This is a genomic window from Actinomadura sp. NPDC023710, from assembly GCF_040639875.1.
Classification (GTDB): domain Bacteria; phylum Actinomycetota; class Actinomycetes; order Streptosporangiales; family Streptosporangiaceae; genus Spirillospora; species Spirillospora citrea.
The window spans coordinates 184,638-197,174 of the sequence record NZ_JBFAGB010000015.1; the positions used below are offsets into that span (position 1 = coordinate 184,638).

General features: G+C 72.5%; 13 protein-coding genes. 6 read left to right on the forward strand and 7 right to left on the reverse strand.

Annotated features, from left to right (window positions below):
* Positions 1 to 93: 93 nt before the first annotated feature.
* From AB0H37_RS19665 to AB0H37_RS19680, 4 genes are all read right to left on the reverse strand, one after another.
* Entirely contained in the window at positions 94 to 828 is a 735-nt protein-coding gene (locus tag AB0H37_RS19665; RefSeq protein ID WP_329084912.1) for an ABC transporter permease, read from the reverse strand.
* Positions 825 to 1,574: an ABC transporter ATP-binding protein gene (locus AB0H37_RS19670; protein ID WP_329084910.1), complete on the reverse strand. Its 750-nt coding sequence runs from the start codon at positions 1,572 to 1,574 to the stop codon at positions 825 to 827. The genes AB0H37_RS19665 and AB0H37_RS19670 overlap by 4 nt, the downstream gene beginning before the upstream one ends.
* Before the next feature lie 93 nt (positions 1,575 to 1,667).
* Complete coding sequence (locus AB0H37_RS19675) at positions 1,668 to 2,273, reverse strand: TetR family transcriptional regulator (protein WP_329084909.1); 606 nt, start codon at positions 2,271 to 2,273, stop codon at positions 1,668 to 1,670.
* Positions 2,270 to 3,157, reverse strand: a complete 888-nt coding sequence (locus AB0H37_RS19680; protein WP_179837830.1) for a sugar phosphate isomerase/epimerase — start codon at positions 3,155 to 3,157, stop codon at positions 2,270 to 2,272. The genes AB0H37_RS19675 and AB0H37_RS19680 overlap by 4 nt, the downstream gene beginning before the upstream one ends.
* A 129-nt stretch (positions 3,158 to 3,286) precedes the next feature.
* Between AB0H37_RS19680 and AB0H37_RS19685 the strand changes: the two genes are divergently transcribed.
* The 4 genes from AB0H37_RS19685 (at position 3,287) to disA (ending at position 7,793) form a co-directional block, all read left to right on the forward strand.
* On the forward strand, positions 3,287 to 3,985 hold the full coding sequence (locus AB0H37_RS19685; RefSeq protein WP_360614175.1) for a class I SAM-dependent methyltransferase: 699 nt from the start codon (positions 3,287 to 3,289) through the stop codon (positions 3,983 to 3,985).
* 36 nt (positions 3,986 to 4,021) lie between these two features.
* A complete protein-coding gene (locus tag AB0H37_RS19690) occupies positions 4,022 to 5,098 on the forward strand; it encodes an alpha/beta hydrolase (protein WP_360614177.1) in 1,077 nt (358 codons plus the stop codon).
* 50 nt (positions 5,099 to 5,148) lie between these two features.
* Positions 5,149 to 6,597 carry a DNA repair protein RadA gene (gene radA, locus AB0H37_RS19695; RefSeq protein ID WP_179837832.1) on the forward strand — a complete coding sequence of 483 codons (1,449 nt, stop codon included), beginning with the start codon at positions 5,149 to 5,151 and terminating at the stop codon, positions 6,595 to 6,597.
* Positions 6,598 to 6,710: 113 nt separating this feature from the next.
* Positions 6,711 to 7,793, forward strand: a complete 1,083-nt coding sequence (gene disA / locus AB0H37_RS19700) for a DNA integrity scanning diadenylate cyclase DisA (protein WP_179837833.1) — start codon at positions 6,711 to 6,713, stop codon at positions 7,791 to 7,793.
* A 91-nt stretch (positions 7,794 to 7,884) separates the two neighbouring features.
* Here the strand turns inward: disA and AB0H37_RS19705 are convergent, their stop codons facing one another.
* Positions 7,885 to 8,508: a hypothetical protein gene (locus tag AB0H37_RS19705; protein ID WP_360614179.1), complete on the reverse strand. Its 624-nt coding sequence runs from the start codon at positions 8,506 to 8,508 to the stop codon at positions 7,885 to 7,887.
* Between the two features lie 69 nt (positions 8,509 to 8,577).
* Between AB0H37_RS19705 and AB0H37_RS19710 the strand changes: the two genes are divergently transcribed.
* Positions 8,578 to 9,456, forward strand: a complete 879-nt coding sequence (locus tag AB0H37_RS19710; protein ID WP_360614181.1) for an A/G-specific adenine glycosylase — start codon at positions 8,578 to 8,580, stop codon at positions 9,454 to 9,456.
* Here the strand turns inward: AB0H37_RS19710 and AB0H37_RS19715 are convergent.
* Positions 9,438 to 10,598: an NADAR family protein gene (locus AB0H37_RS19715; RefSeq protein WP_360614183.1), complete on the reverse strand. Its 1,161-nt coding sequence runs from the start codon at positions 10,596 to 10,598 to the stop codon at positions 9,438 to 9,440. The two genes, AB0H37_RS19710 and AB0H37_RS19715, sit on opposite strands and share 19 nt — an antisense overlap.
* A 178-nt stretch (positions 10,599 to 10,776) precedes the next feature.
* On the opposite strand from AB0H37_RS19715, the gene add reads away from it, so the two are divergent.
* On the forward strand, positions 10,777 to 11,772 hold the full coding sequence (gene add / locus AB0H37_RS19720; RefSeq protein ID WP_360614185.1) for an adenosine deaminase: 996 nt from the start codon (positions 10,777 to 10,779) through the stop codon (positions 11,770 to 11,772).
* A gap of 104 nt (positions 11,773 to 11,876) precedes the next feature.
* Here the strand turns inward: add and AB0H37_RS19725 are convergent, their stop codons facing one another.
* On the reverse strand, positions 11,877 to 12,266 hold the full coding sequence (locus AB0H37_RS19725; protein ID WP_360614187.1) for a VOC family protein: 390 nt from the start codon (positions 12,264 to 12,266) through the stop codon (positions 11,877 to 11,879).
* Positions 12,267 to 12,537: the final 271 nt, after the last annotated feature.

The window sequence follows — 12,537 nt, forward strand, 5'->3', positions numbered from 1 at the left end:
ACGGCCGGCTTCACCCCACCTGTCCGGTTACGGCGTAACCGCGCGTCCGTGTAAACCCGGTACCCCGCTCGCGGGTCGGCCCCCTGCCAGGGCTCAGCCGCTCCGGCGGCGCAGGGTCGCCGCGCCCAGCAGGAGCGCGACCACCACGAAGGCGGCTATCACGGAGACGTCCAGGGCCAGGGTGCCGGTGAAGTCGGGACTGGAGCTGATCTCCTGCATCCCCTCGACCGCGTAGGACAGCGGCAGGACGTCCGCGATCGCCTGGAGCCAGGACGCCATGTCCTCACGCGGGATGATCAGGCCGCAGAGCAGCAGCTGCGGCAGGACGAACGCGGGCATGAACTGGACGGCCTGGAACTCGGTCCGGGCGAACGCGCTGGCGAACAGGCCGAGGGCCATGCCGAGCAGCGCGTCCAGCAGGGAGACCAGGACCAGGGACGCCAGCGAACCGTTCAGGTCGAGGTCGAGCCAGGTCAGCGAGACCGCCAGCACGACGGCGACCTGGACGAGCGCGAGCAGGCCGAAGGCCAGGGCGTAGCCGAGCAGCAGGTCGAGCTTGCCGAGCGGCATCGTCATCAGCCGTTCGAGGGTGCCGCCCGTGCGCTCGCGGAGGGTGGCGACGCTGGCCACCACGAACATGACGACGAACGGGAACAGGCCGAGCAGCATGGGCCCGATGCGGTCGAAGGCCGTCGGCTGGTCGAACACGTACCGCAGCAGGATCATCAGCAGCGTCGGCACGCCGATCAGCAGGGCGAGCGTGCGGTGGTCGTGCCTGAGCTGCGCCAGGATGCGCCGCATCGTGGCGAACGTGATGGCGGCGCTCATGACGGGCTCCCGGCCTTCTCGTGGATCAGGTGGAGGAACGCCTCTTCGAGGTCGGAGGCGCCGGTGCGCGAGCGCAGGCTCTCCGGGGTGCCGTCGGCGAGGACGTCGCCCTCGCGCATCAGCAGCAGCCGGTCGGTGCGTCCCGCCTCGTCCATGACGTGGCTGGACACGACGAGGGTGGCGCCCCGTTCGGCCAGCTCGCGGAACAGCTCCCACAGCTCCTGCCGCAGCACGGGGTCGAGCCCCACGGTCGGCTCGTCCAGGACGAGGAGCTCCGGCTCACCGAGCAGCGCCACGGCGAGGTTCACGCGGCTGAGCTGCCCGCCCGACAGCGTCGCCGCCGTCTGGTCGCGGCTGCGGCCTAGGCCGACCTCGTCGATGACGCGGGCGACGTCCGCGCGCGGGGCGCCCAGGACGGACGCGAAGTAGCGCAGGTTCTCGGCGACGGTCAGGTCGGCGTAGACGGCCGGCGTCTGCGTCGCGTACCCGACGCGGCGCCGCAGGCCGGGCGACCCGGCGGGCTCGCCGAGCACGGTCACGGCGCCGCTCCGCACGATCTGGACGCCGACGAGCGCCCGCATCAGGGTCGTCTTCCCGCAGCCGCTCGGGCCGAGCACCCCCACGATCGAGCCGCGCGGGACGTCGAAGGTGAGCCCGTGCAGCACCTCCCGGCCCCCACGCGCGACCCGCAGGTCGCGCACCTCCACCGCGGGCCCGGAGGCGCCCGCCGGACTAGAACTCATCATGTGTTGAATTTAAGGCGGGGCGGGACTCCGGTCAAGGGGCCGAAGGTCCCGTCGGCAAAAGGGGAGCCCGGCAGAGCGGAGGAGTGTGAGGCCTCAGGAGGTGAGGTAGCGCTGGAGCGTCGGCGCCACCAGCTCGACCAGCTCGTCCTCGGAGGCGGAGGCCAGCGGCTCGATGCGCAGCACGTAGCGCAGCATCATCAGGCCGATCATCTGACCGGCCGCCGCCTGGATGCCGAGCGGCGCCGCCTCCGTGGCCTGCGACGCCCGCCCGAAGAGCGCGGACGTGACGAACTCGCGCAGCAGCGCGGCCGCCCGCTCGTTCGTCATCGCCGAGCGGAGCATCGCCAGCATCGGGGCGCGGCGGTCCTCGTCCCCCCACACCTGGAGGAAGGTGCGGACCATCGCCTCGCCGAGGCGGTCGGGGGGGAACGACATGATGTGCGGCAACAGGACGGACGGATCCACCGGAAAGCGCATCGCCTCGACGAACACGCCCTCCTTGTTGCCGAAGAAGTGGTGCACCAGCGCGGGGTCGACCTCCGCGGCGCGGGCGATGGCGCGCAGCGACGCGCCGTCGTAGCCCTTCTCGGCGAACAGGTCCCGCGCCGCGGCCAGGATCTTCTCGCGCGTCTCGGTCGGGCCGGGCCTGCGGCCCGGGCCCCGCCCGCGCGTCCCGGCCCCTTCCCGGGGTCCGCTCACCGGCGCACGCCCCGGCGGGTGACCTCCCCGGCCGAGGTGACCTCCCACGTGTGGGCGGCGGCGGCCAGGTGCAGGCGCGCGAACGCGAGGGCCTCGGCGAGGTCCTCCATCCGCTCGATCCGGCTGGACGCGCGCCTCGTGTTGACCTCCAGGACGATGTGCCCCTTGAAGCCGCCCTCGGCGAGGTTCTCCAGCATCGTCCCGCACGGCTGGTTGCCCCGGCCGGGGACGAGGTGCTCGTCCTTGTTCGTGATCCCGAGCCCGTCGGCGAGGTGGATGTGGCGCAGGCGGTCGCCCAGGCTCCCCGCCATGTCGAGGGCGTCCGAACCCGAGACGGCGGTGTGCGACAGGTCGAGGGTCACGTAGGGGTAGTCCTGGTCGACGGGATTCCAGTCGGGCAGGTACATGCCCGCCTCGGCGCCGCGCGCCTTGAGCGGGAACATGTTCTCCACCGCGAACAGCACGTCCGTCTCGTCCTGCATGCGGGCGAGGCCCTCGACGAACTCCTTCGCGTAGTCGCGCTGCCAGCGGAACGGCGGGTGCACGACGACGACCTCCGCGCCCAGTTCCTCGGCCACGTCCTTGGAGCGCACCAGCTTGCCCCAGGGATCGCGCCCCCAGACCCGCTGGGTGAGCAGCAGGCACGGCGCGTGGATCGACTTGATGGGGACCTGGTGGTAGTCCGACAGCCGGCGCAGGACGTTCAGGTCCTGGGACGAGGCGTCCGTCGAGACCATCACCTCGATGCCGTCGTAGCCCAGCAGCGAGGCGATCTCGAAGGCGCTCGGGACCTTCTCCGGGTACACCGACGCCGTGGAGAGCGTGATCGGCGCGTCCGGTACGCGGAGCGCCGGTGAAGGGGCGCCGTTGTGCTGCGGGGCCAAGGCTTCCTCGCCATGAATGATCGCTCGACTGTGTCGTAGAAGAGAGCCTATGCCGCTGCGGCCGTGATGAAACACTCGCCGGGAGTGATCTCGCTTGCTCCGCCGGCCGCGCCGCTACCCTCTGTCTCCGTGGCCGAGATCGCGCGGGGCGCCGTGCCCAGCCCCAACATCTGGAACTCCCCCCAGGTCTACGAGCTGGAGAACCGTGCCGTCGACCCCGACGGCGTGCTGGCCGCCGCCATGCGCGCGATCCGTCCCTGGGACGGCGCCGACGTCCTCGACGTCGGCTGCGGCACCGGCTTCCACCTGCCGTTCTTCGCCGAGGACGCGCGCCGGGTGATCGGCGTGGAGCCGCACGCTGGCCTCGCCTCCGCCGCCGCCCGCCGGACGCGGGACCTTCCCAACGTCACCGTGCGTGCGGGCACCGCGCAGGCACTGCCGATCCCGGACGCGTCGATCGACGTCGCCCACGCCCGGTGGGCCTACTTCTTCGGCCCGGGATGCGAGCCGGGCCTCGCCGAACTGGACCGGGTCGTCCGGCGGGGCGGCGCGATCCTCGTCATCGACAACGACGCCACCCGGTCCACGTTCGGCCGCTGGTTCCGGCGGAGCCTGCCGAAATACGACCCCGCCGCCGTCGAGCGGTTCTGGACGCGGCGCGGCTTCCACCGGGAGCCGCTGACCATCCGGTGGGCGTTCCGGACCCGCGAGGACTTGGCCGCCGTCCTGCGGATCGAGTTCCTCCGCGATCTCGCGGACGCCTGCCTGCACGAACTCCCCGGCCTCGAGGTGGACTATGCCGTGAATTTGTGGTGGCGTTGCCCCTGAGTTACCAGTCAGTTGGGTCATCGGGAGGAACGCACCATGGGTCGCGCCGCCGCCACGAGCCGAGTCACCACCGGGAGGGCGCTCGGCGGTCTCCTCGCCGCCACCGCCCTCGGCGCGGCCGGCGCCGGCGCCGGGCTGGTCGCCCAGCGCCGCGCCATGCGCCGCCTGCAACTGCGTCCCGACCCGTTCGCGGGCGAGCCGTTCGGATCGCTGCGCGGCCGCCCCCTGCCCGTCCGCGCCGACGACGGCACCCGCCTCTACGCCGAGATCGACGGCGAGGACCGCACCGACCTCGCGATCGTGTTCTGCCACGGCTGGACGCTCACCCAGGACTCCTGGCACTTCCAGCGCAAGGCCCTGCGCGGCCTCGGCCGCCTCGTCTTCTGGGACCACCGCGGCCACGGCCGCTCCGACGGCGGCGCTCGCGACGGTTACGCCGTCCCCCGCCTGGCCCGCGACCTCGGCGCCGTCATCGAGGCGACCGTGCCCGCCGAGACGCCCGTCGTCCTGGTCGGCCACTCGATGGGCGGCATGACCATCATGCGGTACGTCGACGAGAACCCCGACCTGGTCGGGCGCAAGATCCTCGCGGTCGGGCTGCTGTGCACGTCCTCCGGCGGCCTCGGCGAGGTCACGCTCGGCATGCCCGCGCTCATCGCGCGCACCACCCACCGCCTCATGCCCGCCGCCCTCGGCGCGCTCGGCGCCGGCTCCGGGGTCGTCGAGCGCGTCCGCCACCTCGGCCGCGACGCCGCCGCCCTCGTCGAGGACCTGGTCGCCTTCGGCCCGGACGCCAGCCCCGCCGCGGTCGCCTTCGCCGAGCAGATGATGGCCGACACCCGCATGGACGCCTTCGTCGACTTCTTCCGTTCCATGATCACCACCGAGGTGATCAGCGAGTGCGCGTCGCTCGGCGGCGCCGACACCCTGGTCATCGGCGCGGAGAACGACATGCTCACCCCGGTCGAGCACAGCCTGAAGATCGCCTCCTGCGCGCCGTCGGGGCGGCTGGAGGTCGTCCCCGGCGCCGGGCACATGGCCATGCTCGAACGTCCGAGCATCGTGTCCGACCACCTCGGCGACCTGATCGAACGGGCCCGCAAGGAGAGCTGACCCCCGCGCGGGGACGAGAACTGTCGGTGCGCGGCTCTACGCTTCCGCACATGGCGAAGGCGAAGACGGCCAAGGCCCTCTACCGGTGCTCGGAGTGCGGGTGGCAGACCTCCAAGTGGGTCGGGCGCTGCGGCGAGTGCCAGACATGGGGGACGGTCACCGAGGCCGCGTCGGCGACCCCGGCCCGGGTCGTGTCGGCGGGGGCGGTCACCTCACCGGCCCGCCCGATCGGGCAGGTCGACGTGCGGTCCGCGCAGACGCGCCCCACCGGCCTGGACGAGCTCGACCGCGTCCTCGGCGGCGGCATCGTGCCCGGGGCCGTCCTGCTGCTGGCGGGCGAGCCCGGCATCGGCAAGTCGACGCTGCTGCTGGAGGTCGCCGCCCTCGCCTCGACGGGGTCCCGCGGCGCCGCGGGCCCGGCGGGCGCCGAAGAACCGGCGGGCGGGAACGTCCTGTACGTGACGGGCGAGGAGTCGGCCGAGCAGGTCCGGCTGCGCGCCGACCGCGTCGGCGCGATCACCGACCGGCTGTACCTGGCGGCCGAGACGGAGCTGTCGGCGATCCTCGGCCACATCGACTCGGTGGGGCCCGGGCTGCTCGTCGTCGACTCCATCCAGACGATCGGCACCGCCGAGGCCGACGGCGCGCCCGGCGGCGTCACCCAGGTCCGCGAGGTCGCCGCCAACCTGATCAGGGTCGCCAAGGAGCGCGGCATGACCGTCGTGCTGGTCGGCCACGTCACCAAGGAGGGCGCGATCGCCGGGCCGCGCCTGCTGGAGCACCTGGTCGACGTCGTCCTGTACTTCGAGGGCGACCGGCACTCCCGGCTCCGCATGATCCGCGCGGTGAAGAACCGGTACGGCCCCACCGACGAGCTCGGCTGCTTCGACCTGTCCGAGGTCGGCATCGTCGGGCTGCCCGACCCGAGCGGCCTGTTCCTCACCCGCCGCGAGGAGGCCGTCCCCGGTACCTGCGTCACCGTCACGCTCGAAGGGCGCCGCCCCCTCGTCGCAGAGGTGCAGTCGCTCGTCGCCAAGTCGCACCTCCCGGCGCCGCGGCGCGCCACCTCCGGGCTCGACACGTCCCGCGTCGCGATGGTCCTCGCCGTCCTCGCGCAGCGCTGCAAGATCTCCATGCACGAGCAGGACGTGTACGTCTCGACGGTCGGCGGCGTCCGGCTCGCCGAGACCTCCGTCGACCTGGCCCTCGGCCTCGCCGTCGCGGGCTCCACCGTCGAGCAGGCGCTGTCCACCAGCCTCATCGCGCTCGGCGAGGTGGGCCTCGCCGGTGAGGTCCGCGTCGTGCCCGGCGTCCAGCGGCGGCTGGCCGAGGCGGCGCGGCTCGGGTTCAAGCACGCCGTCGTCCCGCGCGGCTCCCTCGAACTGGCCGACGGGCCCCTCAAACGCGCGGATCCGCAGCTCAGCAGCTACGAGGGCATGAAGGTCATGGAGGTCGACAGCCTCCAGCAGGCGCTGCAGGTCGCGTTTACCGCGCCCTGACAGGCGTCCCGCCAGAGTATTACTCCACACAACGCACGCTTGCGACCTGGGGAGGAACCAGTGCGCGGCCCGCCTCGGTAAACTGGCGCCGTCCAGCGACCTCCGGGGGCCAGGTGCCATCACACGACAAGGGTCATGACGAACGACGCCGCGCCACACTGGCCGCGGTGGCTCCCGGCACCCAGATCCGGGACGGACTGGAGCGCATCCTGCGGGGCCACACCGGCGGCCTGATCGTGCTCGGCTACGACGCGCCCGTCGCGGAGCTGTGCACGGGCGGCTTCGAGCTCGACGTCGAGTTCTCCGCCACGCGGCTGCGCGAGCTCGCCAAGATGGACGGCGCGATCGTCCTCGACGACAGCCACACCCGCATCGTCCGCGCCGCCGTCCACCTCGTGCCGGACTCCACCCTCCCCACCGAGGAGTCGGGGACCCGCCACCGCACCGCGGAGCGCGTCGCCCGCCAGACCGGCCTGCCGGTCATCTCGGTGAGCCAGTCGATGCACATCATCGCGCTCTACCTCGACGGCATCCGCTACGTCCTGGAGGACTCGGCGGCCATCCTCTCCAAGGCCAACCAGGCCCTGGCGACGCTCGAACGCTACAAGCTGCGCCTCGACGAGGTGTCCGGCACGCTGTCGGCGCTGGAGATCGAGGACCTCGTCACCGTCCGGGACGTCAGCGCCGTCGTCCAGCGCCTGGAGATGGTGCGCCGCATCGCCGACGAGATCGAGGGCTACGTCGTCGAGCTCGGCACCGACGGCCGCCTGCTGTCCCTCCAGCTCGACGAGCTGGTCTCCGGCGTGGACGTCGACCGGCAGCTGATCGTCCGCGACTACCCGTCCGACGACACCCGCACCCGCGGCGTGGACGCCATCCTGTCCTCCCTGGACACCCTGTCGGCCAACGAGCTGCTCGACCTGTCCACGGTCGCCGAGGTGATGGGCTTCGCCGGCCCGGACGCCCTCGACCTGCCCGTCAGCCCCAAGGGCTTCCGGCTGCTCGCCAAGGTCCCGCGCCTGCCGAGCCTGGTCGTCGAACGCCTCGTCGAGCACTTCGGCGGCCTGCAGAAACTCCTCGCCGCCAGCATCGACGACCTCCAGGCCGTCGGGGGCGTGGGCGAGTCCCGCGCCCGCAGCGTCCGCGAGGGCCTCTCCCGCCTGGCCGAGTCGTCCATCCTGGAACGCTACGTCTAGCCCGGCTCCCCAGAGGGCCGACCGAGCACGACCCGCACCAGAACCCGTCATCTAAGCCATGAAGAACAGACGGCGCGGCGGGCGGGACGGATCAGCGGAGGCTGAAGATCTGTTTCTTGGCCTTCGCGCCTTTCAGCGTGGCCACGTAGGTGCCGGGGCGGGCGCGGACGGCGCCCTTGCAGTCGCGCCGGCGGTCCCAGACGACGTCGTCGACGTAGGGGATGCCGCGCCGGAGCGTCGCCTTGGGCGCGCCTGCCTTGCGGCACTTGGTCGACGACCAGACGCGGTCCGCGCCGGAGGTGATGCGGACGTCCAGCCAACCCGTGTCGAACGCGCAGGTCCCCTCACCCGTGCTGACGACCGTGACCCGGAACTCCGGCCGTTCGGACCCCGTGTAGACGTTCTTCGCGGCGGACATGTTGACCACGAGGTCACCGCGGTCGCAGGGGCCGCCGTCGGCCTGCTCCGGCGCGGGCGTGGTCGTCGTGGTGACGGTGACCGTCGGCATCGCGCTCGGCGGCGGCGGGGGGCGCGTTCCCTCGGCCGCGCCCGCAGGGCGGCCCGGCTCGTCCTTCCCGGCGCCGCCGGAGCCTCCCTGGCATGTCCAGGCCAGCAGGCCGACGGCCCCGAGGACGCCCGCCAGGGCCCACACGCGCCGCCGCCAGTATCGATCGAGTCCAGAACCGTCGCGGTCGCGCTCGGTGTTCGCCCCCATGCGGGCAGTATGCATTCACGGAACCGTTAAGGGCGGGCGACCCGCCGCGTGCCACAATGGCAGGGCGCCATGAACACCGACTCCGCCTACACCGCACCGATCCTCGACTGGTACAACGCGAACGCCCGGGACCTCCCGTGGCGGGCGCCGGACGCGACCCCCTGGGGCGTCCTCGTCAGCGAGATCATGCTCCAGCAGACACCGGTCTCCCGCGTCCTGCCCGTCTGGGACGCCTGGACGACCCGCTGGCCGACGCCCGCCGCGCTCGCCGCCGAACCGTCCGGCGAGGCCGTCCGCGCGTGGGGACGGCTCGGCTACCCGCGCCGTGCGCTGCGCCTCCACGCGGCCGCCCGCGCGATCACCGAACGGCACGGCGGCGACGTCCCCACCTCGCACGCGGACCTGCTGGCGCTCCCCGGCATCGGCGCCTACACGGCCGCCGCCGTCGCCAGCTTCGCGTTCCGGCAGCGGCACGCCGTCCTCGACACCAACGTCCGCCGCGTCCTGGCCCGGCTGCTCTCCGGCGTCGAGTACCCGCCGAAGACGCAGACCAGGGCCGAGGTCAGGCTCGCGGAGACCCTCCTCCCGCTCGACCCGCCGACCGCCGCCCGCTGGGCCGTCGCCGTCATGGAGCTGGGCGCGCTGGTCTGCACCGCCCGCTCGCCCCGCTGCGTCGACTGCCCCGTCATCGACAGGTGCGCGTGGCAACGGAACGGCCGTCCCGCCTACGACGGGCCGCCGCGAAAGGGCCAGACCTACGCCGGCACCGACCGGCAATGCCGAGGCCGCCTCCTGGCCGTCCTACGAGACGCCGAGGACCCCGTCGAGAAACCGGCCCTGGACGTCGTCTGGTCGGACGCCGTCCAGCGCGAACGCGCCCTGGACGCCCTCATCGCCGACGGCCTGGTCGACCCCCTGGACGACGGCCGCTACGCCCTCCCCGGCTGACCGGAACGCCCATCCGCCGTCTCCCCGAGGGGGAGCAGGCCGGCTCTCTGTGCGCGGATCTCAGAACGGACGAGTTCCAGTAGCCGGCCCACCCAGTTGCGGCCCTTCTCACCGCGCGTGATCCAGTGGTCGGACTCGCTTCCGCCGTACCCGATCGGGGCGTCGCCCGTGCCCAGCAGGATCTCCGCCAACTCGGGATGCTGCGCGTACTTCGCGCGCAGGAGTCCGGCCATCACCGCCGTCCTGGCCTGCGGCCATCCCTGGACGCGGGACGCCTCCTCTGCGATCTTCTGGGCGTCGTAGGGGCGTTCGGCCGCGCGGATCTGCTCCCGGACCTGGGGATCCTCAGCGGACAGGGCCCAGTAGGCATGCGTGACCGACGGGTAGAGGACGCCTCCGGCCTCGATCGGGGCCGGGCAGTCGTTCTGCAGGGCGTCGATTCCCGGGTCGTCCGGCCACCCTCGCGGAAACACGCGCCCGCCAAGGTGAACCGTCCCGCGCGGAGCCTCCCGCGGATCGTCCGCCGACCGCTTCGACGCGTATTCGGCGCGACCACGGGCCTCCTCGGCGAAGTAGTCCAGCGCCCATTCCCGCATCGCCTCGGTCACCACGCCATCGTCGAACCAGCCGCCGATCGGGCGCTCGCCGACATCGGTGCACAGGAAGACCAGCGGGCGGTCCTTGTTGTCCATGTCGCCGAGCGAGTAGTGGCGCTTGTGCGCGGGAATCGCCAGGTACGCCTCGCGCAGCGCCAGCCGGTCGGCCTCGTCCCGCGTCTCCAGGTATCGGTCCAGCACGGCCAGGCAGCGGTCGGTGGAGTCCGGACGGTCGTTCAACCGCTCGATGTCGTCGGCCACCTCCCCCAGCAGCATCTCCGGGGTGAGGCCGAACACCGGCTCGGCGGCCTTCCACCGGCCCAGCTCGAACGCGCTGACCTCACCGCCGTCGGGTACCTCCGTCACCACCCAGCCGCATTCGAGCTTCTCCCGGAGTCCCTCCAGGTCGACCCACTCCCAGCAGCTGATCGCGCCGTCCGCGAACACCAGGAGGTTCGTGAGGTGGTACGTGAAGTTGTGGATGAAGACGGGCCGTGCGACCCCCTCGATGCGCTGCCCGTCCTCTATCCGGTGGATCCGTAGCAATACGGGAACTCCCTCGATCTCGTCCAGAGAAGCGCAGCCGCTCGACCGCCGTGACCTCACCAGGTGACCCGGCACCACGCCCTGGACCGCGCATCCGGACGATCATGGGCCGTTCCCCCCATGCCGGTCAACGAATATTCGTTCGTCAGCCCAGGTCCCGGACTCGTACCGTACGCCAGTGCGTGATCTGCTGACCCTGCCCAAAGCCCACCTGCACGTCCACCTCGAGAGCACCGTTCGCCGCGCCACTCTCCGCGAGATCGGCGCCGCCAACGGCGTGCGGGTCCCCGACGACGTCGGCGCGTTCGGCGACTTCGCCTCCTTCTTCGCGCAGAACGACCTCGTCCGCGCCTGCCTGCGGCGGCCCGGTGACTTCCGCCGCGTCGCCTACGAGTTCTGCGAGGACGAGGCGGCCCAGGGCGTCCGGTACGCCGAGGTCTCGTTCACCGCCGCCGCCCACGGCGAGCGCCTCGACGACCTCGGCATGCCCCTGGCGGCCGTCCTGGAGGGTCTTGAGGCGGGCCAGGAGGCCTTCGGCATCGAGTGCCGCCTGATACTCGACCACTCCCGCCGCCGCTCCGTCGAGCGCGCCTGGCGGACGCTTGACCTGGCCCGCCGCCACGACCGCGTGGTCGCCGTCGGCCTCGCCGGCGACGAGGCCCACCCCGGCGACCCGTTCACCGAGGTCTTCGCCGCGGCCCACGACGCCGGACTCCACGTCGTCCACCACGCGGGCGAGGGCGAGGGCCCGGCCAGCATCCGGCAGGCGCTCGGCTCCGGCCGCACCGAGCGCCTGGGCCACGGCATCCGGATCCTGGACGACCCCGACCTGGTGGCCGAGGTCCGCGAACGCGGAATCCCCCTGGAGGTCTGCCCGTCCTCCAACGTCGCCCTGGGCTTCGTCCCGTCCCTGGACGCGCACCCCCTCCCCCGCCTCCGCGAGGCCGGCCTGCTGGTCACCCTCAACACCGACATCCCCGCCCTGATCGACACCCCTCTCGCCACCGAGTACGCCCACGTCCGCGCGGCCTTCGCCTACGACGACCCCACGCTGGCCGAGCTGGCCCACGCCGCCGTGACCGCCTCCTTCGCCTCACCCCAGACCAAGAAGACCCTCCATGAAGCAATAGGAACCTGGCTCACCGCCCCACCCCCTCGCTCCAGCCCCTCCTGACCTCGGCCCGCCCTCCCCAACCCGATCACGCAGAGCCGCACAGTGGTGCGCGGCGAACCGGTGGTGCGCGGCGAACCCGCAGCGGCGATGCCGACGCCGGTGGATTACCCGATCGGGGTCTCCGGCTCGGCCAGGAAGAGGCAGAACGGGTGGCCCACAGGGTCCAGGAAGACCCGGACGTCGTCCTCCGGCTGGAAGTCGGCCAGGACGGCGCCCATGGCCTCGGCGTGCTTCGCGGCGGCGTCCAGATCGTCCACCTCGAAGTCCAGGTGGGCCATCTGCAGTTGGGCGCCCTCGGCAGCGGGCCATGTGGGGGGTCGGTAGAGCGGCTCCGTCTGGAACGACAGGCCGGTGCCGCCGCCGGGGGGACGCAGCTTCACCCAGTCGGGCTCGTCCTGCACGACCGTCCAGCCGAGCAGGCGCCGGTAGAAGTCCGCCAGCGCGTGCGGATCGGGGGCGTCGAGGACGGGGGCGGACAGGGTCAGACGGCTCATGGCGGCTCCCGACGGCAGTCGATCATGTGAGGGGTTGCTGCCCGGGAGGAGCGCGGACATGCGAAAGGCCCGCCGCCGGATGACCGGTCGCGGGCCTTTGCGCGCGGGACGTCAGTCCTTGTTGAAGTTGACCGCGCCCTCGACGGGCGGCGGGCTGTCGGGGACGGTCGACGGCTTCGGAACGCCCTTGAAGGTGAACTTGGCGTTCTCGGTGGTGTCGGGGTTGTCGGGGTCGAAGCCCTCGGTGCCCACGATCACGATCTGGCCGGCC

Excerpts from the sequence above, each read along its gene's own strand:
- AB0H37_RS19665 (WP_329084912.1), bottom strand. The coding sequence starts at position 828 with ATGAGCGCCGCCATCACGTTCGCCACGATGCGGCGCATCCTGGCGCAG.
- AB0H37_RS19705 (WP_360614179.1), bottom strand. The coding sequence starts at position 8,508 with ATGGGGGCGAACACCGAGCGCGACCGCGACGGTTCTGGACTCGATCGA.
- AB0H37_RS19670 (WP_329084910.1), bottom strand. The coding sequence starts at position 1,574 with ATGATGAGTTCTAGTCCGGCGGGCGCCTCCGGGCCCGCGGTGGAGGTG.
- AB0H37_RS19725 (WP_360614187.1), bottom strand. The coding sequence starts at position 12,266 with ATGAGCCGTCTGACCCTGTCCGCCCCCGTCCTCGACGCCCCCGATCCG.
- AB0H37_RS19710 (WP_360614181.1), top strand. The coding sequence starts at position 8,578 with ATGAACACCGACTCCGCCTACACCGCACCGATCCTCGACTGGTACAAC.
- AB0H37_RS19690 (WP_360614177.1), top strand. The coding sequence starts at position 4,022 with ATGGGTCGCGCCGCCGCCACGAGCCGAGTCACCACCGGGAGGGCGCTC.
- radA (WP_179837832.1), top strand. The coding sequence starts at position 5,149 with ATGGCGAAGGCGAAGACGGCCAAGGCCCTCTACCGGTGCTCGGAGTGC.